The 22939-nt window shown below is 53.7% G+C and carries 18 protein-coding genes; 10 read left to right on the top strand and 8 right to left on the bottom strand.

Annotated features, from left to right (window positions below):
* Positions 1–11: 11 nt before the first annotated feature.
* The gene (locus ACPGUT_RS07160) at positions 12–1655 is read right to left on the bottom strand and encodes a flagellar hook-length control protein FliK (protein ID WP_423989832.1); all 1644 of its coding nucleotides are present in this window, start codon (positions 1653–1655) and stop codon (positions 12–14) included.
* Between the two features lie 176 nt (positions 1656–1831).
* Between ACPGUT_RS07160 and ACPGUT_RS07155 the strand changes: the two genes are divergently transcribed.
* Positions 1832–2143: a rod-binding protein gene (locus ACPGUT_RS07155; RefSeq protein ID WP_423989830.1), complete on the top strand. Its 312-nt coding sequence runs from the start codon at positions 1832–1834 to the stop codon at positions 2141–2143.
* Positions 2133–2459 carry a hypothetical protein gene (locus ACPGUT_RS07150; RefSeq protein WP_423989828.1) on the top strand — a complete coding sequence of 109 codons (327 nt, stop codon included), beginning with the start codon at positions 2133–2135 and terminating at the stop codon, positions 2457–2459. Before ACPGUT_RS07155 ends, ACPGUT_RS07150 begins: the two co-directional genes overlap by 11 nt.
* Positions 2460–2524: 65 nt before the next feature.
* On the opposite strand, the gene ACPGUT_RS07145 is transcribed toward ACPGUT_RS07150, so the two are convergent.
* The 4 genes from ACPGUT_RS07145 to ACPGUT_RS07130 all read right to left on the bottom strand — a co-directional run bounded on the left by ACPGUT_RS07145 (position 2525) and on the right by ACPGUT_RS07130 (position 7888).
* Entirely contained in the window at positions 2525–2959 is a 435-nt protein-coding gene (locus ACPGUT_RS07145; RefSeq protein WP_423989826.1) for a universal stress protein, read from the bottom strand.
* Positions 2956–5772 (bottom strand): TRAP transporter permease, encoded by a 2817-nt coding sequence (locus ACPGUT_RS07140; protein ID WP_423989824.1) that lies wholly within the window; start codon positions 5770–5772, stop codon positions 2956–2958. Before ACPGUT_RS07140 ends, ACPGUT_RS07145 begins: the two co-directional genes overlap by 4 nt.
* Positions 5773–5929: 157 nt before the next feature.
* A complete protein-coding gene (locus tag ACPGUT_RS07135; protein ID WP_423989822.1) occupies positions 5930–6901 on the bottom strand; it encodes a TAXI family TRAP transporter solute-binding subunit in 972 nt (323 codons plus the stop codon).
* A gap of 99 nt (positions 6902–7000) precedes the next feature.
* A complete protein-coding gene (locus ACPGUT_RS07130) occupies positions 7001–7888 on the bottom strand; it encodes a MurR/RpiR family transcriptional regulator (RefSeq protein WP_423989820.1) in 888 nt (295 codons plus the stop codon).
* Between the two features lie 124 nt (positions 7889–8012).
* Between ACPGUT_RS07130 and ACPGUT_RS07125 the strand changes: the two genes are divergently transcribed.
* Genes ACPGUT_RS07125 through ACPGUT_RS07115 form a run of 3 tightly spaced genes read left to right on the top strand, consistent with a single transcriptional unit; the run spans position 8013 to position 12532 of the window.
* A complete protein-coding gene (locus ACPGUT_RS07125; RefSeq protein ID WP_423989818.1) occupies positions 8013–10409 on the top strand; it encodes a GcvT family protein in 2397 nt (798 codons plus the stop codon).
* A gap of 1 nt (position 10410) precedes the next feature.
* Positions 10411–11205 carry a 3-keto-5-aminohexanoate cleavage protein gene (locus ACPGUT_RS07120; protein ID WP_423989816.1) on the top strand — a complete coding sequence of 265 codons (795 nt, stop codon included), beginning with the start codon at positions 10411–10413 and terminating at the stop codon, positions 11203–11205.
* 1 nt (position 11206) lies between these two features.
* The gene (locus tag ACPGUT_RS07115) at positions 11207–12532 is read left to right on the top strand and encodes an aspartate aminotransferase family protein (RefSeq protein WP_423989814.1); all 1326 of its coding nucleotides are present in this window, start codon (positions 11207–11209) and stop codon (positions 12530–12532) included.
* A gap of 56 nt (positions 12533–12588) precedes the next feature.
* On the opposite strand, the gene ACPGUT_RS07110 is transcribed toward ACPGUT_RS07115, so the two are convergent.
* The 3 genes from ACPGUT_RS07110 to ACPGUT_RS07100 all read right to left on the bottom strand — a co-directional run bounded on the left by ACPGUT_RS07110 (position 12589) and on the right by ACPGUT_RS07100 (position 15831).
* On the bottom strand, positions 12589–13452 hold the full coding sequence (locus ACPGUT_RS07110; protein WP_423989812.1) for a universal stress protein: 864 nt from the start codon (positions 13450–13452) through the stop codon (positions 12589–12591).
* Positions 13453–13464: 12 nt separating this feature from the next.
* Positions 13465–14952, bottom strand: a complete 1488-nt coding sequence (locus tag ACPGUT_RS07105; RefSeq protein WP_423989860.1) for a SulP family inorganic anion transporter — start codon at positions 14950–14952, stop codon at positions 13465–13467.
* A 108-nt stretch (positions 14953–15060) separates the two neighbouring features.
* Entirely contained in the window at positions 15061–15831 is a 771-nt protein-coding gene (locus ACPGUT_RS07100) for an ion transporter (RefSeq protein WP_423989810.1), read from the bottom strand.
* A 134-nt stretch (positions 15832–15965) separates the two neighbouring features.
* On the opposite strand from ACPGUT_RS07100, the gene ACPGUT_RS07095 reads away from it, so the two are divergent.
* The 5 genes from ACPGUT_RS07095 (at position 15966) to mdoH (ending at position 22937) form a co-directional block, all read left to right on the top strand.
* Complete coding sequence (locus ACPGUT_RS07095; protein WP_423989808.1) at positions 15966–16823, top strand: SDR family oxidoreductase; 858 nt, start codon at positions 15966–15968, stop codon at positions 16821–16823.
* Positions 16824–17002: 179 nt separating this feature from the next.
* Entirely contained in the window at positions 17003–18358 is a 1356-nt protein-coding gene (locus ACPGUT_RS07090; RefSeq protein ID WP_423989806.1) for a tetratricopeptide repeat protein, read from the top strand.
* A gap of 33 nt (positions 18359–18391) precedes the next feature.
* Positions 18392–19558: an OpgC family protein gene (locus ACPGUT_RS07085; protein ID WP_423989804.1), complete on the top strand. Its 1167-nt coding sequence runs from the start codon at positions 18392–18394 to the stop codon at positions 19556–19558.
* Positions 19558–21066 (top strand): glucan biosynthesis protein, encoded by a 1509-nt coding sequence (locus ACPGUT_RS07080; protein ID WP_423989802.1) that lies wholly within the window; start codon positions 19558–19560, stop codon positions 21064–21066. The genes ACPGUT_RS07085 and ACPGUT_RS07080 overlap by 1 nt, the downstream gene beginning before the upstream one ends.
* Positions 21042–22937 carry a glucans biosynthesis glucosyltransferase MdoH gene (mdoH, locus tag ACPGUT_RS07075; protein WP_423989800.1) on the top strand — a complete coding sequence of 632 codons (1896 nt, stop codon included), beginning with the start codon at positions 21042–21044 and terminating at the stop codon, positions 22935–22937. The genes ACPGUT_RS07080 and mdoH overlap by 25 nt, the downstream gene beginning before the upstream one ends.
* Positions 22938–22939 lie beyond the last annotated feature (2 nt).

Here is a 22939-nt window from a genome sequence, read left to right as displayed (position 1 = left end):
TTTCTCTCCTTCTAAAGCCGTAAATCAAGCCCGGTCGACTGTTGGGCATCCAGTGAAATTCTGACCGGTGGCCTTGCACTGGTTTCTGTTTCAATCGGTGAACCGGGTGTAGCGGCCTCTGCCAAGCCCCCTTCTGAAGATCCATCTGGAGACGCCGACGGGTTACCAAACGCGGAAAAATCCATGTTGATTTCCGAAAAACCTATGTCGCCGAAATCCTGTAGCAAGGCGTCAATATTGCGACGCATCAAAGCCAGTGTTTCCCCGCGCTCTGCCGCAAGTGACACGGTCAGAACCCCGTCCTGCATGGTGAAATTCATGCGTACACGCCCCAGTTCTTCAGGGGAAAGTGTCAGTTCAACAGGCCCGTCGCCATTTCGCGCGGCAACTTCCATCAATTGCCGAGAAATATGCGTAAATCTTGCAAGTTCAGCCGTCTGCCCTGGGAATCCGGGTGTCGCAGGCTGCGCACGCGAAGGCGATTGCCCCTCAGAAACTGAAGCTGCAATCGGCAATTCGTCGGGGGACGTTTCAGGAATTGAATGTATTGGTCCATCGAAAGCCTGTGTTATTGAAATCGGTGGCGCAATAGCCTCTGTGGTGGTCTTAGGCACATTTAGATCAACTGATTGTTTAGGAGGCGGCATTATCTCTTCCCTAACCTGCGAGATATGCACGACCTCAGAACGCATCGAATTGTGCGCCTGCGGGGCGGATTCGACCGGAAGTACCGGTGGTTTCACCTGATCAATCGGAACACCGAGCTGAGTGCCCATGACATCGTTCTTAGATCCGGTGACGCGCGCCACCTGATCGATACGTTCCGGTTTTTCCACCACCGAAGGATCAGCTTGCAGAACATGACCCGCTGTTGAAGACCCCCTAGCTTTACTTGTTTCCGAACGTCTTACTGGTTCAAGGGGCAAAGACGTTTGTCTTTCAACATCGCCAAGTTTTGCAGAAACTTCTGGCATGGGCTGGTCAGTAACATCACCAATAGCCTTTTCTTGCGGCACATGGCTGAATGTCTGCATGTCCGGCTTGGATCGCGGTAATTCAGTTGAAACCGGTACGTGATTAACCGCTTCAACGGTTTTAGACACATGACCATTCTGCTGCGGCCCTTCAGTGGGAAAAACCATAGTGTCGCGACCATCACCGTAGGGCTGCATTGATCTGGTTTGCGGTGCCGCTGCCCCTTCAGATAGCGTATTAGGGCCCATTCCTTCCCGTTGTGTCGCGGCCTGCACCAGGTTTTGTTCCGGTGTTTCATTTATTACGCTGCGATCCGGTATGTTGGCCTCAGCTACATTGGCCAATGGAAATGGTTGATCTGCCCCTTGAACAGTCTGCGCAGGAATGAATGGAAACGATGAAGTGCGAACCAACTTTGCATCATTGGTTACATTTTCTGCGCGGATATCTGGTTCCAGTGTCGGGGTCTCGGTGTTCTCTGGCGCATCCACCTCAGACTTCGGATCTGGTGCACGAACGTCAACACCTGCCGGATAGGTCATCATCCTAGGTAAATCCGGATGATTTAAATTTTTTGGCGTCTCGCGCCCCCCATCGTCCGCCAGAACCATGGCGAAGGTCACATCGTCTTCAACCTCTGCTTCGATTTCTCCATCTACGCCCATCATAGGCGTCGCCATCCCATCTCCAGAAGTCTGGGAAGGAACGATTTTAAATACTGTATCTGTTGTTACTGCGTTCTGCATAAATCACCCGGATTGATTCCGTCGCAGTTTTATCACCCGGTGCCAGTTACTAATTTCTTTACCAAACCAGGATAAAACCAAAAAATAGGATCAATTAGAAAGAACTTCTGATGACTGAGATCACATCTGTCACACCCAACGTTTCCGGGACAAAGACAACACAACCTTCTGTTCCTGCGCGAGGGGCGGAAGATCAGCGTTTGTGGGAAGTCGCGCAAGCACTTGAAGCTAGTTTTCTGTCTGAAATGCTAAAAGGCGCAGGGCTAGGGAAATCGCGTGAAAGCTTTGGTGGCGGCATCGGAGAAGATCAGTTTGGTTCGTTTCTACGTGATGCTCAGGCCAGCGAAATGGTCAAACGCGGCGGTATTGGCCTTGCCCAAAGCCTGTTTGAATCTCTAAAGGAGAGACAGAATGTCAGTTAATCCAACGATGTCATTGCAGAAAATTCGTGCGGCTCTTTTATCGGGGGACTTCAGTGACCTTGCTGATCTTGCAATGGAAACAGAGATATTCGCAGGGCATTTGGCCCGGTCACGCCCGGATCAACACCTGTTACGGGACATCAAAGATCTTGCCCGCCGCAACCTGCCTTTGCTTGAAGCCGCCAGAAAAGGGTTCGCGGATGCTATAGAACGCCGCCGTCAAATTGAAGACGTTGCCAGGGGTCTGAAAACATACAATCAATCCGGAAAATTTCGCCCCCACGGCGGAACAACAAGGTTGGAACAAAAAATCTGACCCCCCAGATAAGAAACGGCGCGAGGTTTCCCCCGCGCCGCCTTGTTCATTCATGTCTCTGACAATCAACTGCGTACAATATGCACAGATACAGTCGCATGACGCGCAACGCGGGCGGCGTTGGGGCCAAGCAGGTAATCTTTGAAATCTGGCTTATGCGCCCCGATCACGATCAGCTCACTTCCGGCCGCAACAGAGGTTTTCAGGATTTCTTCATAGGCTGTACCAACGGCCACCAGATGACGGACCTTCGCGTTCGCGTCTGCACCCAGCACATTCGTGCAAAGTGTATTCAGCGCCGCTTTGGCTTCTTCCATCGCTTGGTCAGTGTGGGTCTTGTCAAAGAACGCGCCCACGACACTCATGCCGAAGTCAGGGATGACAGTGATCACATCAAGTGTCGCGCCTTCCATAGCAGCCAGCTTTGCCGCCTTGTCCAGGACCACTGTATCCACAGCCGGAAGGCTGACGTCTACAGCGCAGAGTACGGAACCACTCATGCCAATTCTCCTTCTTTGCGGGAACGTGCAAGCTGCAGCATCCCAATGAGACCCAGCAGGATAAGCGCTGGAATGAACACCAGTTCTTTTGGCGACTGTTCTGCAGTGACTTTAGCAGATGCAACAGTCACGACTTCGTCACCGTAGAAATCAAAGCCGCCCAGTTTGGTCGAGAACGTTGTTTGCGGGAAAGGTTCTTCCAGCTGCACAGCATCACCGTCCACAACGGTTGCAAGACCAAAGGCTGCAAGACGTTCATCACCGGTTGGCTCCTCACCTACTGGCAGAACCAATGTTACGTCCTTGCTTTCGAGCGTGTCGAAATCAGGGCCGCGCACAACGATGCGAACTTCGTCACCCGGGTTTGCATCACCAAGTGCCTGCGCGAGATTGGCCGGTTCAACCACATTAAACGGAGGCTGAATGCGGTTCATCACATAGTCAGGACGGAAGAGCACAAACGCGATCGCCACAAGTGCAAGGCTTTCGTAGATCTTCGACTTGGTCAGCCACCAGCCCATTGTGCCCGCTGTGAACACAAGGATCGCGATGGTCGAGACAATGGCCACGATTATCCCCTGCGTCCAGGTCACATCAATCAACAAAAGATCCGTGTTGAAGATGAAGACGAACGGCAGTGCCACGGTGCGCAATGAATAGAAGAACGCCACGAAACCAGTCTTGATCGCATCACCACCGGACACCGCCGCCGCCGCAAAGCTGGCAAGCCCCACCGGAGGCGTCACATCCGCCATGATCCCAAAGTAGAACACAAAGAGGTGTACTGCGATCAGCGGCACGATCAGGTCGTTTTGCGCGCCAAGTTCCACAACAACACCCGCCATGAGAGAGCTCACAACAATGTAGTTTGCAGTGGTCGGCAGGCCCATACCCAGGATCAGGGACAGGATGCCAACCAATACCAGCATAGCAACGAGGTTGCCGCCAGAGAGGAACTCAACCAGATCCGCCATCACCTGACCAATACCTGTCAGGGTCACGGTGCCCACGATCACGCCAGCAGTCGCTGTTGCCAGCGCGATACCGATCATGTTGCGTGCGCCGTCGATCATTCCTTGCATCAGATCAACCAGGCCATCTTTGAAAGTATTCACAAAGTCATTCTGATTACGGAACATTGCCTTCAAGGGACGCTGAGTAAGCAACATCACAATCAAAAGCGTTGTAGCCCAGAAAGCTGACAATCCAGGAGATTTCTGCTCAACCATCAGGAACCAAACAAGAACCACGATAGGCAAAAGGAAATACAGACCTGTCTTATAGACCTCGCCAACAACTGGCAGTTTAATTTCTTCAGCATGCGGGTCGTCGGCTTCAAGATCGGGACTTTGCGATGCGAGATACAGTAATCCAAGATATGATGTGGCAATCAACCCGAGAATGATCGCAGTCGAAAGGCCAGAACCATCCGGGAAAATATCGCGAAGAACCTGCATGAATGAGTACAAAGCACCAAACAAGCTGCCAAACAGCCCAATGATGAATGCCCCCGTTGACGCAAACCAAGTGGCAATGTTGTCTTTCTCAAGCCCTACAGACCAACGTATCAGTAAAAGCGCAATCGCCGAAATCGCGAGATAAGAGAGTAACGCGGTCATACTTATGCCAAGTACGCTAGCAAACGCAGCCCCAAAGACAAGAGCACATGTCTTGCTGACAAGCCACATGATGCCGAATGACAAAATGAATGACAAAAGCATCTTCAGGAAACTTGTGTCACTTTCGCCAAGCGCAGGCATATTTTTCTTAACCGCTTCCAGGTGCACAATGTACACAAGCGCGATGTAGGAAATTGCCGCAGGCAGGAAAGCGTGGGTGATCACTTGGATGTATGGCGTGGAAGTATATTCAACCATCAAGAAGGCCGCAGCACCCATAACAGGTGGCATGATCTGACCGTTGACTGATGATGCAACTTCAACCGCACCGGCTTTCTCAGACGAGAACCCAACACGTTTCATCAGAGGGATGGTAAACGTACCTGTTGTCACAACATTGGCGATGGAGGAGCCGGAAATCAAACCGGTCGCCGCAGAACCCACAACAGCCGCTTTCGCCGGACCACCACGCAGGTGACCAAGGGCGCCAAAAGCCATCTTGATGAAATAGTTGCCCGCACCCGCTTTATCCAGCAATGCGCCGAACAAAACGAAGAGGAACACGAATTTGGTCGAAACACCCAACGCAATGCCGAACACACCCTCAGAGGTGATCCACATATGCGACATGGCTTTCTTCAGAGATGCGCCTTTCCACTGAATGACTTCTGGCACCCAGTCAGCGGAGCCGAAGAAAACATACATCAGGAAGATAGATGCCAAGGTCGCCATCGCAGGGCCAAGTGCGCGCCATGCGCCCATGAACAGGATGATCAGGCCTGCCAGCGCGAACAATTTGTCCATGTCATCAGCCAAGCCGCCTGCATCCACGATCTTTTGGTAAAAGAAGTAACCGTAAAGCGCGATCAGGCCTCCGGCAATTGCCAGGATCCAGTCGTAAAAAGGAATATAGTCGCGCGGGCTTTTCTTGGTCAGCGGATAGGCCAGAAACACCAAGAACAGCGCAAAGCTGAGGTGAAACAAGCGCGAGTTGTTAATGATAGATCCAGGCAGAATATAAGGTGCCCATGGGGAAGCCAGCAGGATCTGGAACAGGGACCAGACGATAGCGACAACCGCCATCATCGTGCCCACAGCCCCGACCGGGCTACGCGCGCCAGCGTCAGAAGATGCAACCAGTTCCTGGAGCTCTTCCTCGCTTAGGGCGCTGGAATTTTCGGTGTTTTGTGACATATGTCCCTCCCGGACATGCCGCGGTGTCAGATGCGGCCGGAATTTTTGGAAAACTTAATACGTCACCTGTGCGCCGTCTTATATGCGGATTTCATGCGTCAGGTGTAGAAAAGGGGGCAGTTTCCCGCCCCCAAATACTCAGATCAGATCCGGTCGATTACTCGATCCAGCCCTGCTCACGGTAGAATTTTGCAGCGCCATCATGCAGAGGAGCAGACAGACCAGCGGTCGCCATTTCTTCTGGTGTCAGGTTTGCAAATGCTGGGTGCAGACCTTTGAAGTCATCAAAGTTGTTGAAGATTGAAGATACGAGAGCGTAAACAACATCTTCGGAAACATTTGTGGAAGACACGAAAGTCGCGCCAACACCAAAGGTGCCTACGTCAGAATCGTTACCACGGTACATGCCACCTGGAACGGTTGCAGTACGGTAGTAAGCGTTGTCGTTGATCAGACCGTCAACAGCTTCGCCAGATACTTCAACAATCACAGAATCACATGCTGTGGTTGCTTCCTGGATGGTGCCGGAAGGGTGACCAACAGTGAAGACCATCGCATCGATTTGGTTGTCGCAAAGCGCTGCAGACTGCTCAGCAGGCTTCAGTTCAGTTGCCAGAGCGAAATCGTCAGTGGTCATGCCAGACGCTTCCATCAGAACTTCCATGGTGCCACGTGCGCCGGAACCTGGGTTACCGATGTTTACGCGCTTGCCTGCAAGGTCAGCGAAAGTTGTGATGCCTGAATCGGCACGTGCAACAACTGTGAAGGGTTCTGGGTGTACAGAGAATACTGCACGCAGATCTTCGAATGCACCAGCGTCTTCGAACTTAGAAGTGCCGTGGTAAGCGTGGTGCTGCCAGTCAGACTGTGCAACGCCGAATTCCAGCTCGCCTTCGCGAATGGTGTTGATGTTGTAAACAGAACCACCAGTGGATTCTACGGAACAACGTACACCGTGGTCACGACGGCCTTTGTTTACCAGACGGCAGATCGCGCCACCCGTTGGGTAATAAACGCCGGTAACACCGCCGGTGCCGATTGTGATGAATTGCTGGTCCTGAGCCATAGCGCCACCTGTTGCCAGTGTCGCAGCGGTCGCCAGACCGAACATAAATTTCATCGATGTCATATGATAACTCCCTATACATATTAATAGCCGAAAGAAGGGTCTTCGCCCCCCTGAGCTTTGCATAAGGTGTCCGACAGTCACGGGATTGTCATGCAAAAACTAATGTTTTTTTTGCTTTGTCCAATATGCATCCACATCACTACGAAGATCTTCGTAGGATTCGATACGTTTTTCAGCCTCTTTACCGCCGCGTTTCACCAGCAGCGCGAGTATATTTTCAATCACAGCCATCGCCCCCGAATAGCAGGCAAAGAAATGCGTTGTGATGGTCGAAACCACCAAAACTTCTTCCGGGTTCAGTTCCGATGCGATGACCTCTGAATCCGAAATCATGATCAGTTTAATGCCGCGCGATTTGGCAAACTGGCAGGCGTGAATTGTTTCCTTTGAATAGGGCGTGACGGTAATCACGATCAGGATATCTTCTTCGTTGGCATAGTTCAGTTCATCGATAGAACTGTTCATATGCCTTGGAATTAACTGCAATGATGGCAATGCCATACGTCCAACATAGTGAAAATAGTAGGCCAGTCCGTAACTGGCACGCACGCCCGTCAGATAGACATTGCGCGCGTTGAACATCAGATCAACAACCCGCTGTAGCTTTTCCGGGGCCAATTGATGCAGCGAACGCTGTGTGATCGCCAACGAATTTAGGGTCGCTTCCACCTGTGTTTGTCCCGTTTCAGGATGCTCCGCGACGGCTTCAAGCCATTCCATATTATCGGCCAATTCAGACCCGGAAACCAGGGCCGTGCGGAACGGCGCACGCAAATCTTCAAAGCCTTCAAATCCCAGGTGCTGTGCCATGCGCACAAGCGTATACGTGCTGACCCCCGCCTTGCGCGCCGTTTCGCGAATTGGATCAAGTCCAAAGTCCCCAGGGTTGTCCACGATGTATTTTGCTACAACTCTCAGCCGGGGGGAGAACCCCTCAAAATCCGCCTTAAGCTTTGAAATCATTTTGATTTTAACGGTGGGATCCATCAAGAACGCCTTTTGATTCGCCACAAAAACCATAACATTTGTTATTTCGGGCGTCGATTGACTAATTCTGGGATTTCCTCAGTCTTGCGCGCAAATCACACAACCCCCGACTAAGGCCCGATCCATGTCAAACCTTCTCCCCTCCCACGCTTCTGTTGTCGTCATTGGCGGTGGAATCATGGGGTGCTCTACGCTCTACCACCTGGCAAAAATGGGTGTGTCTGATGCGATCCTGCTGGAACGCAACAAACTGACCAGCGGCACAACATGGCATTCCGCCGCCCAGGTGCGCGCCTTGCGCCATTCCAAGAACCTGACACGGATGATCCAATATTCGGTCGATCTATATAGTCAATTGGAACAGGAAACTGGTCAAAATGTTGGCTGGATCCAGAAGGGGTCGTTATCAATCGCAACCACCCCTGATCGTTTGACCCATGTGAAACGTCAGGAAGCCCTGGCCCACGCATATGGGATTGACGCCACATCCATCAGCGCGGCTGAGGCCAAGGAACGCTGGCCCTTGATGAATGCCGACGATGTCTTGGGCGCCGTATGGTCGCCTGATGATGGGCGTGTGTCCCCGTCTGATGTCTGTGCGGCTTTGGTGAAAGGCGCCAAAAATCGCGGCGCAAAGATCTTTGAGAACACAGGCGTTACCGGCATCCTGACCAAAAACGGCAAGATCACCGGCGTCGAAACCAGCCAAGGCACCGTGATGTGTGATGCAATCGCGATCTGTGCAGGCCTGTGGTCACGTGAAGTGGCGGGCATGGCAAAGGCCGAAGCGCCATTGCAACCCTGTGAACATTTCTACCTTCTGACCAAACCCATCGACGGCATCACCGGTAATATGCCAACCCTGTCTGACCACGACAACCACCTCTATATTCGCGATGACAGTGGCGGCTTGCTGGTCGGCTGTTTTGAACCCATGGGCAAGGCAATTGATCCAGCTCTGTTGGACGAAACGTTTGAGTTCGGCCTGCTGGCGGAAGATTGGGATCACTTTGAACCCATGATGATGAACGCCCTGCATCGCCTGCCCGCCCTTGAAACGGCTGAGGTCAAAATGCTGCTGAACGGCCCCGAAAGTTTCACCCCTGATGGCACGTTCATGTTGGGCGAGGCAGCCGAAACCAAAGGCTTGTTCTATGGCTGCGGCATGAATTCTGTTGGAATTGCGTCTGGTGGTGGTGCGGGGATGAACCTTGCCCATTGCATTGTGCACGGCCACACGGCCTATGACCTTGGTGAAACCGACGCCAAGCGCTTTGCACCTGTGTACAACCGCATTGAACACCTCATGGCCCGCGCGCCTGAGATCCTCGGCACACATTACGAGATCGCCTATCCGGGTCGCCAGTTGAAAACTGCACGTGACTTAAAACGCCTGCCATTGGACGCGCAATATCGCAAAGCTGGCGCTGTCATGGGACAAACCTATGGCTGGGAACGCCCGCAGTATTTCGGAGCAACCCAAGCCCCCACGATGACCTTTGGCAAACCCGATTGGTTTGAAAACGTGAAGCATGAGGTCATGGCCGCCCATGAAAAAGCCGCGATCTTTGACGCATCCCCTTTCGGCAAGATCGAAATCCATGGCCCTGATGCGGAAGCCTTCCTGCAATATGTCTGCGCAGGCAACATGGGCAAAGCGCCGGGTTCTGTCATATACACAGCTGTCCTCAACAGCCGTGGCACCTATGAAAGCGACATCACCGCACAACGCATTGCGCCCGATCACTACCGCCTGTTCGTCGGCACCAATGCGATCAAACGTGATCTGTCTTGGTTCACGCGACATTCTGACGGTTATGATGTGACCCTGATCGACAGCACCGAAGATTATGCCGTGCTTGGGCTGATGGGCCCGGAAGCCGCGCGTATCGCAGCTGAGGTTGGCGCGCCTGAACTCAATGACATCGGATATTTCAAAGTTGGCCCCGCCCATATCGCGGGCAAACATGTCCGTGCTATGCGCATGTCTTATGTCGGCGAAGCAGGCTGGGAGATCACCTGCAAGACAGAAAACGTCGGCGTGATTTATGAAGCTTTGACCAAAGCGGGCGCAACGCCTGCTGGTCTATATGCGCAAACCTCAATGCGGGTCGAAAAGGGCTTCTGTGCGATGGGGCATGAGCTGGATGGCGACACCACCCCCGTTGAAACACGCATGGATGGCATGTGCAAAAAGACAATCGATTACATCGGGAAAACCGCTGTGGATCAACGCCGTCAGGACGGGGCGCAAGCGCGTGTCATCACCCTTGTGCTTGAAGATGAAACCGCCGTGCCCCTTGGACATGAACCGATTTATCTGAACGGCGAAATCATTGGCCACACCACCACAGCAACATTTGGATATCGCATCGGCAAGCCTGTGGCGCTTGGCTATGTGCATATCGATCAGCCGGATGGCGTTGAAGTTGAACTCGATATTGCCCGCGAAATGTACAAAGGCCGCCTAAAGATTGGCCCCGCCTTTGATCCCAAAGGCAAACGGATGCGCGGAGTATAATATGTCACGTGAATTCACAGTTACCGTCGCACCAAATGGGGCGCGCCGCACGAAAAAAGATCACCCGGCTTTGCCTATGACCACGGCAGAGATTGCTGAAACAGCAAGGCTTTGCTTTGCAGCCGGTGCAGGCGAAATTCACCTGCATGTGCGCGATGATGATGGGCGGCATTCATTGGATACGGGCCGCTACCAGGATGCAATGGCCGCAGTTGCGCAAAGCGCGCCGGGGATGGCGATTCAAATCACCACAGAAACCGCCGGTATCTATGACGTCACCGCGCAATTTAACTGCCTGCAACAGCTAACCCCTGCTGCGGCCAGCGTATCCGTTCGGGAAATGGCACGTGACGAAGATACAGCACGCAGACTTTATCGGTTCGCACACGAAGCAGGCACGAAACTGCAGCATATCCTGTATAATAAAGATGATATCGCGCAGCTGGCACATTGGATGGATCAGGGCGTTGTACCTTCGGACATGGGTACAGCAATCTTTGTTCTGGGCCAGTATATTCCTGCCGTACATGCCACCCCGGCTGACCTTGATGTGTTCCTGACTGCCAGTCATGCATTGGATCTAGACTGGACCATCTGCGCCTTCGGTCCGAACGAACTCGCCTGCGCCCGTGCTGCCCTGCAAACCGGGGGAAATCTCCGTGTTGGGTTTGAAAATAATCTGCATCTTCCGGATGGGACCCTTGCCCGTGATAATGCAGAACTTGTATCTCTTGCCGTTAAGGAAGGCCGGGCCCTTGGCCTGACCCTTTCAGACAATTCAAAGAAAGTAGCCTAAGATGTCTCATGTTTTTCCACGCCACAGCAAAATCCAGCCCCCTGTCGCAGCGTCTGGTGATGGGTGTTATGTGATCGACACCAATGGCAAACGCTACTTTGACGGGTCCGGCGGTGCGGCTGTGTCTTGCCTTGGTCATTCCGACGCAGAAGTGACAGAGGCCGTGAAATCCCAGCTGGATCAACTGGCCTTTGCGCATACAAGTTTCTTCACATCCCAACCCGCCGAAGATCTGGCAAATCTGCTGGTGGAACATGCGCCCGAGGGGATTGAACGCGTCTATTTCGTTTCCGGTGGATCCGAAGCCACGGAATCTGCGATCAAACTGGCACGTCAGTATTTCGTTGAAAAAGGCGAACCCCAGCGCCGCCACCTGATTGCCCGCAAGCAAAGCTATCACGGCAACACCATTGGCGCGCTGTCTGCTGGCGGTAATGAATGGCGTCGCCAGCAATTCGCCCCGATCTTGGTGGACGTCAGCCATATCGCACCTTGCTATGAATACACCCTGCGCCAAAACGATGAGAGCGCCTTTGAATACGGTCAACGCGCCGCCCAAGAACTGGAAGACGAAATCCTGCGTCTGGGTGAAGATTCTGTCATGGCCTTCATGGCGGAACCCGTTGTGGGTGCGACCCTTGGTGCGGTGCCTGCGGTGGAAGGCTATTACACCCGTATTCGCGAAATCTGCGATAAATACGGCGTGCTTTTGATCCTGGATGAGGTCATGTGTGGCATGGGTCGCACCGGTCACCTTTACGCTTGCGAAGCCGACAATGTGCGCCCCGACATCCTGTGCATCGCCAAAGGTCTGGGTGCTGGGTATCAACCAATTGGCGCGATGCTGTGTTCTGGTGAAATCTATGGCACGATTGCGAATGGCACCGGTTTCTTCCAGCATGGCCACACCTATCTTGCGCACCCTTGTGCAACGGCGGCGGGCCTTGCGGTGGTGAAAGCCATTCTGGATCGCGGGTTGCTGGATCGTGTGAAAGACATGGGTGAAAAGCTGCAAGCGGCACTGGTTGCCGAATTCGGCCAGCATCCGCATGTGGGCGACATTCGCGGACGTGGTCTGTTCCGTGGCATCGAGATCGTCAAGGACCGCGAAACCAAAGAACCCTTTGATCCCGCGCTTGGCCTGGCTGGGAAGCTGAAGAAAGCTTGCTTTGCAGAGGGCCTGGCCTGTTATCCAATGGCTGGCACGCGTGATGGTAAAAACGGTGACCACATCCTGCTGGCCCCGCCCTACATCATGACCGAGGAACAAATCCCTGACATCATCGAGCCCCTGAAACGGGCGATGGCACAGATCATTCCTTCCTAAAATACAAAAAGAGCCGCGAGATGATCGCGGCTCTTTTTCAATTCAATGTCGAAAGCTTAGCGCACCAACAAAAGCGGCACCTGGCAGGTGCGGATCATTTCGGTGGTGGTGGATCCGATGATCAGGCGACGGATACGGGAATGGCCGTAGGCGCCCATGACCAGCATATCTGCGCCATCCGGGTTTGCGTCCTGGCCCGCCACATGAATGCGCGCGGTGATCACTTCGATCGCGTCACCTTCCGCAATCTCGTAAGAGACTTCAAACCCTGCGTTTTTCAATGCTGCAGCGGCCCCTTCTACGGCTTGTTTCGTGCTGTCACTGCCCGCACTGATGACGCGTGCTTCGAGACCAGAAAAGGTTTTCGCCTGCGCCAAGTGGTTCACAGCTTTCATCGCCGTTTTGCCGCCGTCAAAGGCCAACAGAAAGCTTTTTGGCTCAATGAAGGAACGCGAGGCAACAAGAACTGGGATCATGCTGGTGCGCACAACGCGTTCAAGGTTTGAACCCAGATGACCAGATGCGAAATCAGCATTTTCACCACGTTTGCCAACCACAACAAGGCTTGCGGTTTTTTCGGCTTCTAGCAGTTCTTCCAACAGATCGCCGTGGCGCAAACGCGTTGTGACATCGGACACACCAGCGGCCTTGATGCGCGCTTCGGCATCCTCAAGGATCGCCCGACCACGTTCATTTGCCAGCTTTGCCTGCTGCGCATCCAGATCCGCCAGTTGATCCATCAGTTTGGAACGTGCGCCAAACCCGATGTTGCCAGAAAGATTGCTGTCCGCATCCAGTTTGCGGGTGATGATGTGCAGAACTTCAACGCTGTGACCTTCACGTTTGGCAATCCAAGCGGCGTAATCACAGATGCTTTCGGAATAGGCAGATCCATCTACCAATGCGATAATCTTGCTCATGTCACGGCTCCCTTAATGGCCCATCATGCGTTCAAGCGCACCGGGTTTATCATGTTCAGACAGGCGACCCATTAAGGTTTCACTGGCTTCATTCATGCCGATGATCTCGACCTCGGCCCCGTCACGGCGGAATTTCAACACCACCATATCAATTGCTGAGATAGATGAAATATCCCAAATATGCGCGGTGCTGACGTCAATTGTCACACGTTCCAAAACTTCGCCGAAATCAAAGGCATCGGCAAGGTCAGGCGCGGTTGCAAAGAACAACTGACCTTCGACCAGATAGTCACGTTGACGACCGTCGTCAGACAGTTTGGACGTCACACGGAAGACCGCAGCGATTTTCCAAGCAAAGAAAATGCCCGACAGAAGCACACCGGTCATCACACCAAGCGCCAGGTTATGGGTGTAAACCGTGACCACAACCGTGGCCAACATCACGATGGAAGACGCACGCGGATGTTCACGCAGATCCGTCAGGGACGACCAAGAGAAGGTACCAATGGACACCATGATCATGATCGCAACCAATGCTGGCATCGGAATAACCGCAACCCAGGCGCCCAGAACCACGATCAGGAACAGCAGGAAGACACCGGCAGCGAAACAAGACAAACGTCCACGCCCGCCAGATTTCACGTTGATCATGGATTGCCCGATCATCGCACAGCCCGCCATGCCACCGATGAAACCGGTTGCCGTGTTGGCGATGCCCTGACCGATGCATTCTTGGTTTTTGTCGGATTTCGTATCGGTCAGATCATCGACCAATTTCGCGGTCATCAAGCTTTCCAGCAGGCCCACAACCGCGATTGCGACCGCAACCGGGAAGATGATTTGCAAGGTTTCAAAGTTCAACGGAATTTGCGGGATCAGGAAGATCGGCAATGTATCCGGCAGCGCACCCATGTCACCCACGGTGCGCACATCAAGGCCCAACCACAGGGACAGCGCGGTCAAGACAACGATGGTGACCAGCGGGGATGGGATGGCAGATGTGATGTAAGGGAACAGGTAAATGATCCCAAGACCACCAGCGACCATAATGTAGGTCATGGTGTTGACGCCGTCGGTGCCCAGATCAAGTTCCGGCAATTGCGCCATGAAAATCAGGATCGCCAGCGCGTTCACAAAGCCCGTCATCACGGATTTGGACACAAAGCGCATGATGTTACCAAGCTTCAACAGCCCGGCAAGGATCTGCAACAAACCGGCCAGAACCGTGGTTGCCAGAAGATATTCAAGCCCGTGGGTTTTCACGAGTGTAATCATCAAAACCGCCGTCGCAGCGGTGGCGGCAGAAATCATGCCCGGACGTCCACCCACAATCGCCGTGATCACCGCGATTGAGAAACTGGCATACAGACCGACCTTGGGATCAACGCCCGCGATAATCGAAAAAGCAATGGCTTCGGGGATTAGGGCCAAGGCCACAACAAGGCCCGCCAAAAGGTCGGCACGGATATTGCCAAGCCAATCCTGTTTCAGGCTGCTCATGAAATCAGTTTGCACAGGTACTCTCCGGTCAGTTCGCGTTTGCCACGCCCATACGCGAGAGGGCGACAAATAGCCAGCCTCTCACGTTGTTTTCCTGACGGAAGCAGATTATTTGCGCTGTTCTTTCAGCAGGGCTTCGATCGCCTCAAGACGGGCCATCACTTCATCACGGTGATTGCCTGTACGTTCGATGTCTTCTTCATGGTGGGCGTCCTGCATGGAATTCACGATCAGACCAACCAGAAGGTTCACCACTGCAAAGGTTGTCAGCAAGATAAACGGCACAAAGAACACCCAAGCATAGGGCTGCAATTCCATCACCGGGCGCACAATCCCCATGGACCAGCTTTCAAGCGTCATAATCTGAAATAACGTATAGGCAGACAGGCCAAGGGTGCCGAACCATTCCGGGAATTCAGGGCCAAACAGGCGGGTCGCGATCACAGCACCAATATAAAATATCAGAGCCATCAGCAAAAACACAGACGCCATCCCAGGCAAGGCGGAAATAAACCCTTCCACAACGCGGCGCAGACGTGGCGCTGCCGAAATCACACGCAACACACGCAGAATACGTATTGCGCGCAACACCCGGAAACCGGTTCCACCAGGCACCAGTGCCATCGCAACAACTGTGAAATCGAACAGGTTCCAGCCGCTGCGAAAGAAGGAAAGCCGCTGAACGAACAGTTTCAATGAAATCTCGACGATGAAGATCACAAGACACAACAGATCAAGGGCCCGGATCAGGCCACCCGCAGCCGCCATAACATTGTCATAGGTTTCAAGCCCCAGCAGCACAGCATTCAGCAGGATCACCGCAAGAATGAAATTCTGAAATCTGATGCTTTCGATCAGCGTGCGGATAGAACTTTGCATAAGGGGCCTCACAAGGATTTTGTGGCAGTTCTGACGTCTGTCGCCGGGCCTATCAACCCCCCTGTGTGATGATTTTTGCCCGAATTGGCGGATCTTCTCTTGTCGCCGTGACTGGCAATCCCCAAAATAGGGTTATGACAAAACGATTTCTTAGCATCGGGCACGGCCTTTCGGCGCGCACCCTTACACCGTTTCTGCAGTCAGAAGGCTGGCAAGTCACCGGCACAACACGCAGTGAAGAAAAGGCTGCACAAATTGCGGAAACGGATGTGGCACCATTGATCTGGCCGGGCGGCAATCTGCAGGATGCCATTGCTCAGGCCGATGCTATCCTGATTTCAAGCGGCCCATCCGCCGAAGGTTGCCCTGTTCTGAACGATGTAGCCGACACATTAAAACAGGCCAATCACCTAAAATGGATCGGCTACCTGTCCACGACGGGCGTATATGGCGATATGCAAGGCGGGTGGGTTGATGAAACCACCCCGGCAGATCCGAACACAAAACGCGGACGCTGGCGCAAAGAAGCCGAAGAAGGCTGGTTGGATCTTGCGCGCAACAACGGCTTGCCCGTCCACATTTTCCGTCTTGCCGGCATTTACGGCCCCGGGCGAGGCCCCCTTGCCAAGGTACTGAACGGAACCGCCCGCCGCATCGTCAAGAAAGATCAGGTGTTTTCCCGGATTCACGTCAAGGATATCGCGCAGGTTCTGATGGCATCACTGCAACAGCCTAATCCCGGACGTATATATAATGTGTGTGACAACGATCCCGCCCCGCCCCAGGACGTGCTTGCCGAAGCGGCCCGCCTTTTGAATCGGGACCTGCCTCCGGAGGAAGATTTCGAAACCGCCGAAATGTCCCCCATGGCCCGCAGTTTCTACGCAACCAGCAAACGAGTCAGCAACAAACGGATCCGATCTGAACTGGGCGTGACCCTGAAATATCCAGATTACAGATCCTGCCTGCGTGCAATGTTGGATGAAATTTGACGTAAATCCGCCAAGTTTCACGATACCCCAAGGCTGATTTCTGCTGATTATCAGCCAAATCCACCCATCTGTTACACCTTTGGTCAAATGGACGTTACCTGCTGCAACATCGGGTATCCGCCCGGAATGCGCATCATTACAGTGGCGTCAGTTTTGATCACCTGAAGGTAACACCATCCATGAACGATATTTTCGGCACAGAGGTTTCTCTTGAAACCACCGCGGCTTGCGACGCCTGGAATGAAATGCAGCTGGCCTTTCTGGCACATTCCGCCGCGACCCCCGGCCATCTGGCGAATGTTCTGGAACGTGAACCGGGTTTTGCTGCGGCACATGCGGTAAAGGGATTGTTTTACCTAATGCTGGGCAAACGTGAACTTTTCTCGGTGGCGACGGACGCGATGCAGGCGATCAACGCTTTGCCTGCCCCACGCCTTGCACGTGAAAAGCACATAGTGCGTGCGCTGGAACTTTGGCTGGCGGGTCATATCTTTCAGGCCCGTGATGAGATTGAAAAAATCCTAAAATCCCAACCCACTGATGCATTGGCAATGAAGACTTCCCACGCGATTTCCTTCATCATGGGCGATCATAAAATGATGCGGCAGTCCCTGGAAAACATTCTGCCCGCCTATGACCCAACACATAAGGCCAGCGGTTATCTGAAAGGTTGCTACGCCTTTGCACTGGAAGAAACTGGCGACTACGCCCGCGCCGAAGAAATCGGGCGCGAAGGCGTATTGCAGGCCCCCGATGATGCCTGGGGGCTGCACGCTGTGGCGCATGCCTATGATATGACCGCGCAAACGGCAAAAGGCCTGGACTGGTTGACCGGGCGCGAAGCCTCTTGGGCGCATTGTAACAACTTCCGCTATCACGTCTGGTGGCACAAGGCGCTGATGTTGCTTGAAACCGGGCATGTGGATCAGGTGTTTGATCTGTATGACCGTGAAATCCGCGCAGATAAAACCGACGACTACCGCGATATTTCCAATGGCACGGCCCTGCTGCAACGGCTGGAACTATATGGCCATGACGTTGGCAACCGCTGGGAAGAAATGGCCGATATTTCTGAAACCCGTACCGAAGATGGCTGTCTGATTTTTGCTGATCTGCACTATATGCTGGCCCTGCTGGGGGGCGACCGGAAAGACGCCGTGCGCAAGATTATGGCGCGGATGCAGCGTGATGCGGCCCGTAACGGATCAGACGCAGACCGCGTGATGGCAAACCCCGGTCTTGCTGCGATGAGCGGGCTTGAGGCGTTTTCCGAAGCTGATTACAGCGGTGCCTTTGCCCAACTGTCCACCGCCCGCAAGACCATGCAGCTGGCCGGGGGCAGCCACGCGCAGCGCGATGTATTTGACCGTATCACCATTGATGCCGGCATTCGCAGTGGCGCCTTTGATGCGGCCGAAGCCTTCCTAAAAGACCGTCAGATGCAGCGCGGCGGGGCCGAAGATAATTTCGCATCCGTCCGTTTTCAGATGATTTCCGACGCTCGCGGCGATGCACAAAAGCAGCCAGCTGAATAAAGTGACCAAAACACAAAGAAGACCGTATAATTTATGAGCGCCCAAACCACCCCCAATGCCCACGCGCCAACCCAGCGTGATCCTAGGCTCGATTTTTATCGTGGCCTTGCAATGTTTATCATCCTGATTGCCCATATCCCCGGCAATAAATGGACCCTATGGATCCCGGCCCGTTTTGGTTTTTCTGATGCGACCGAAATCTTTGTTTTCTGTTCGGGCATGGCCTCTGCCATTGCTTTTGGGCGTAGTTTTGCAAACCGGGGGTGGTTTCTGGGCACGGCACGTGTGTTATTCCGCTGCTGGCAGGTTTACTGGGCGCATATCTGTCTTTTCTTTGTCATCGCCATGCAGATGGCGGTGCTGGACAACAGCGGTTGGTTTGACAAAAGCTATATCGGTTCTTTGAACCTTTGGCCTTTTTTCAACGACCCACAGGTGCAGCTGCCTGCCCTGATGACCCTGACCTATGTGCCGAATTATTTCGACGTATTGCCCATGTATATCGGTATTCTGTTGATGATGCCGATCGTGGTCGCCCTGCGGAACCTGCATTTAGCGGCGGCGATTACATTTGTTGTTGGGGTTTGGTTGTTGGCCAATTTCGACCTAATCCAATTCCCAGCCGAACCCTGGAGCAACCGCGAATGGTTCTTTAACCCTTTCGGCTGGCAGTTGATCTTTTTCACGGGGTTTGCGTGGATGGCAGGCTGGATCCCGGCCCCACCGCGCAATGCATGGCTGGCCGGGCTGTCCCTGGTGGTCGTTCTGGCAACTGTGCCTTTTGCCTACTTTCGCCTGTTGAATGCGTACCCGGACCTGCGAGAGATTTCCAACGCGATTGCTTTCTGGCGCGAGAAAACCGATTTCGGCCTGTTCCGGTACATTCACTTCCTTGCGCTTGCCTATCTTGGCTGGTGGGTCGCCGGCGAAGGCGGGCACCGCTTGATGGCCACAGGGCAAAGCTGGTTTGCAAACGTCTGGCGCAAGGTGCTGGGCGTCATCCTGAAGGTCGGGCAACAATCCCTTGCGGTTTTTGTCTTCTCGATGATGCTGGCCCGTCTTCTGGGCTTTGCACTGGATCAAACCGATAAATCTGCACTGGATCAGTTCCTGGCCAATACAATTGGTTTTGCTTTGATCATTGGCGTCGCCTATCTGGCAGGTTGGTTCAAATCACAACCCTGGCGGAGGAAAGCATAATGCAGCGTCGCAGTTTTCTGACAGCTCTGGCTGCTTTTGCCGCTCTTCCCCGTGTATCAACGGCCGGACCAGCACTGGCAGAGGCTGTGCCATTTTCTCTGGATGGGCTTTACGGAAAAGCGCGTGATCTGGCGCTTATGCCTTACCGTCCTATGCCGGAAGTGCCCCAGGAATGGAAAGATCTGACCTATGACCAATATCGTAAGATCTGGTTTCGTGGGGCGGATGCGATCTGGCGTGATACGGATAGCCCGTTTCAGGTTGAACTGTTCCATCCCGGTCTGTATTTTCCACGCCCCGTGAAAATCGCACTGGTGGAAGACGGGCAGGCACGTGATCTGACTTTTGATTTCTCATTATTCGACACATCCGATGATTTGCCAGACCTGCCCCTAGATGACACTTTGGGTTATTCCGGCTTTCGGCTGTCAACTGAACTGAAGAACCCCGGCAATTTCGAAGAATTTTTCGTCATGCAGGGCGCAAGCTATTTCCGTGCCATTGCCCGGGGCCAAAATTACGGTCAATCTGCCCGGGGTCTTGCGATTGGCACTGCGTCTGATCAGGGAGAAGAGTTCTCCGATTTCACCCATTTCTGGATTGAACGCGCCGCAACAGGACAGCAAGAAATCACCGTCCATGCCTTGTTAAATTCTCCTTCGGTTACGGGGATCTACAGCTTTGACATCACGCCGGGTGCCCCGACGATTATGGATGTTCGGGCGCAGATATATCCCCGAGTGGAACTGACACGTTTTGGCCTTGGTCCATTGACCAGCATGTTCCTGTTTGATGAAACCAACCGGTCGATGTTTGATGATTTCCGTCCCGCGGTGCACGACACCGATGGGCTGTTAATGCGAAATGGTGCTGGTGAAACCCTTTGGCGGCCATTGGCTAATCCGAAATCTTTGCAGGTTTCCAGCTTTGTTGATCACGATCCAAAAGGCTTTGGTCTGATGCAGCGTGCCCGGGATCTGGCTGATTTCGCCGATCTGGAAGCCCATTACCACACCCGTCCCGGCCTATGGGTTGAACCAGGCGAAGACTGGGGCAACGGCGCCGTAACCCTTGTTGAAATCCCAGCGGATCGCGAAATCTACGATAATATTGTGGCTTATTGGCAACCGCGTGAGGCTCTGAAAGCGGGCAGCATGCACCCGTTCAGCTATCGCCTAAGCTGGGGAGAAGACCCCGTACTGCAAAGCCCAGTCGCACGCGTATTAAACACCCGGATGGGGGAACGGTTTGGCGGCGGGCGCATTGTCACGATCGATTTTGAAGACAGTGCAGATCTACCTGAAGATCTGAACACATTAACCCTGCATGCCAGCAGCAGTGCGGGCGAAGTGACCCCCGCGATCATCCAGCGTAACCCGCAAACCGGTGGCGTACGTATGGCGTTTACCTTTCACGCGGATGAAGCCACATTTGCCGAATTGCGGGCGCAGATCATCCTCGACGGGCGGTCCATCAGTGAAGTATGGCTCTACAGATGGACGGTGTGAAGCATATTCAAAAACCGGGCCTGATGCCCAGACCTGCGCCGCTACAAATGCCGGTGCAAAATCTACGTGTGCGTTTTGGTGACAATGACGCCCCTGGCTGGCGTCGCACACGGGCAAGGCTTTGGAAATATGCCACGTTTCCACCCGCCATTCTGACGACTGCGCTTTTGTTGACGGCCTTTACAGACTGGCTGGCAACAGGCGGATTAGGCTGGCTGGAATATCTGCTGATCACTCTGGTCGGGATCACCTTTTTCTGGATTTCACTTTCCGTATCGACCGCCTCTTTGGGATTGCTTGGGCTGTGGCTACGTGCAAAACGCGGGGTCACCCACGCCCCCGTGACGCCCCAAAACGTCGCCCTGCTTGTGCCGGTGTATAACGAAAACCCAAGCGATGTATTTGGCAATGCCGCCGCCATGCTGACGGAACTGAACAGCCTGCCTGCTGCCCATGATTTCAGCTTGTTTATCCTGTCTGACACCCGTGATGACAGAATTGCCGAAGAAGAACTGCGGGCTTTTGCACAGCTGCGCCAAAGCCTGCCGCAGGAATGTGAAATCTATTATCGTCGCCGTGATACCAATTCCGATCGCAAAACCGGGAACCTTGCTGACTGGGTTGAAGGTTGGGGTGGTGGATATGACGCCATGCTGGTTCTGGACGCTGATAGTCTGATGTCTGGCGAAGCCATCATCGCCTTGGCGGATGAACTGTCCCGTGATGCCTCTGCCGGGCTTATACAATCTGCCCCGGAGCTGATCGGCGCGGAAACACTGTTTGCCCGATTGCAACAGTTTTCAGGCACCACCTATGGCGGCCCCTTGGCAACCGGACTGGCTATGTGGTCGAACCGCGAAAGCAATTATTGGGGCCATAACGCGATCATCCGCACCCGCGCTTTTGCCAGCTGTGCCGGCCTTCCGCGTCTGCGCGGCCTTCTGGGCAAAGACCGTCTGATCATGTCACATGATTATGTCGAAGCTGGCCTTCTGCGACGCGCAGGCTGGGCTGTTCGTTTTCTGCCCGCAATCAAGGGCAGTTTTGAAGAAACCCCACCAACGCTTGTGGATTACGCCCTGCGTGACCGGCGCTGGTGTCAGGGTAATCTACAGCATCTGCGCATTCTGGGCGCACGCGGATTGCACCCGGTGTCACGTTTCCACATGTTGCACGGGGCGATCAGCTATCTGTTGTCACCGGCCTGGTTCCTGCTTTTGCTGATCTGGGCTTTGCTGGCCAATGGCGAAGGCAAAAACGTTATTTCATATTTCAGCGCCGCCAATCCCACCATGCCGATCTGGCCACATATGAGCACGGTAGATTCGATCCTGATCCTATTGTTCATGTACGCAATGCTATTGGCACCCAAAGTGATGGGCGCACTGACGGTCTGGTTCCAGCCAAAGCTGCGCGCAGATTACGGCGGGCAACGTCAGTTTGCGATTTCCTTTGTCGCCGAAATCATCTGTTCCGTACTGTATGCACCGATCATGATGGTGCAACAGACGGTGGCGGTTCTGCGCACATTCGTGGGATTGCGTGAACAATGGACACCCCAGCGACGAGAAGCCGGATCTTACCCTCTGGTGACCCTATTAAAGTTCCACCTACTGGAAACCGTTTGCGGGGCCACACTGATGGCCGGGATTATTGGTGGGCTTGTATCGTTCTGGCTCTTACCGATTGCCATCAGCCTGTGTTTTGCGGTGCCACTGTCAGCCCTGTCAGGATTAAACTTTAGCGCACGCAACTGGCCACATCTGGGCACGCCGATTGAATTCGCCGCACCACAGATCATCACGCTTGCAAAACACCGTCGGGCCGAATTGCGCAAAGCATTGAACAAAGCACCAGAAGCCGCAGAGTAATC

The sequence above is a fragment of the Halocynthiibacter sp. genome (genome assembly GCF_049608145.1).
In the GTDB taxonomy this organism is placed as follows: domain Bacteria; phylum Pseudomonadota; class Alphaproteobacteria; order Rhodobacterales; family Rhodobacteraceae; genus Halocynthiibacter.
Note: the sequence above shows the minus strand (reverse complement) of the source record. Positions and strands in the feature narration are given on the sequence as shown.

What these genes read in the sequence shown, in the direction of transcription:
- ACPGUT_RS07160 (WP_423989832.1), bottom strand. Translation starts at nt 1,655, where the DNA reads ATGGCGACGCCTATGATGGGCGTAGATGGAGAAATCGAAGCAGAGGTT.
- ACPGUT_RS07155 (WP_423989830.1), top strand. Translation starts at nt 1,832, where the DNA reads ATGACTGAGATCACATCTGTCACACCCAACGTTTCCGGGACAAAGACA.
- ACPGUT_RS07150 (WP_423989828.1), top strand. Translation starts at nt 2,133, where the DNA reads ATGTCAGTTAATCCAACGATGTCATTGCAGAAAATTCGTGCGGCTCTT.
- ACPGUT_RS07145 (WP_423989826.1), bottom strand. Translation starts at nt 2,959, where the DNA reads ATGAGTGGTTCCGTACTCTGCGCTGTAGACGTCAGCCTTCCGGCTGTG.
- ACPGUT_RS07140 (WP_423989824.1), bottom strand. Translation starts at nt 5,772, where the DNA reads ATGTCACAAAACACCGAAAATTCCAGCGCCCTAAGCGAGGAAGAGCTC.
- ACPGUT_RS07135 (WP_423989822.1), bottom strand. Translation starts at nt 6,901, where the DNA reads ATGACATCGATGAAATTTATGTTCGGTCTGGCGACCGCTGCGACACTG.
- ACPGUT_RS07130 (WP_423989820.1), bottom strand. Translation starts at nt 7,888, where the DNA reads ATGGATCCCACCGTTAAAATCAAAATGATTTCAAAGCTTAAGGCGGAT.
- ACPGUT_RS07125 (WP_423989818.1), top strand. Translation starts at nt 8,013, where the DNA reads ATGTCAAACCTTCTCCCCTCCCACGCTTCTGTTGTCGTCATTGGCGGT.
- ACPGUT_RS07120 (WP_423989816.1), top strand. Translation starts at nt 10,411, where the DNA reads ATGTCACGTGAATTCACAGTTACCGTCGCACCAAATGGGGCGCGCCGC.
- ACPGUT_RS07115 (WP_423989814.1), top strand. Translation starts at nt 11,207, where the DNA reads ATGTCTCATGTTTTTCCACGCCACAGCAAAATCCAGCCCCCTGTCGCA.
- ACPGUT_RS07110 (WP_423989812.1), bottom strand. Translation starts at nt 13,452, where the DNA reads ATGAGCAAGATTATCGCATTGGTAGATGGATCTGCCTATTCCGAAAGC.
- ACPGUT_RS07105 (WP_423989860.1), bottom strand. Translation starts at nt 14,952, where the DNA reads ATGAGCAGCCTGAAACAGGATTGGCTTGGCAATATCCGTGCCGACCTT.
- ACPGUT_RS07100 (WP_423989810.1), bottom strand. Translation starts at nt 15,831, where the DNA reads ATGCAAAGTTCTATCCGCACGCTGATCGAAAGCATCAGATTTCAGAAT.
- ACPGUT_RS07095 (WP_423989808.1), top strand. Translation starts at nt 15,966, where the DNA reads ATGACAAAACGATTTCTTAGCATCGGGCACGGCCTTTCGGCGCGCACC.
- ACPGUT_RS07090 (WP_423989806.1), top strand. Translation starts at nt 17,003, where the DNA reads ATGAACGATATTTTCGGCACAGAGGTTTCTCTTGAAACCACCGCGGCT.
- ACPGUT_RS07085 (WP_423989804.1), top strand. Translation starts at nt 18,392, where the DNA reads ATGAGCGCCCAAACCACCCCCAATGCCCACGCGCCAACCCAGCGTGAT.
- ACPGUT_RS07080 (WP_423989802.1), top strand. Translation starts at nt 19,558, where the DNA reads ATGCAGCGTCGCAGTTTTCTGACAGCTCTGGCTGCTTTTGCCGCTCTT.
- mdoH (WP_423989800.1), top strand. Translation starts at nt 21,042, where the DNA reads ATGGCTCTACAGATGGACGGTGTGAAGCATATTCAAAAACCGGGCCTG.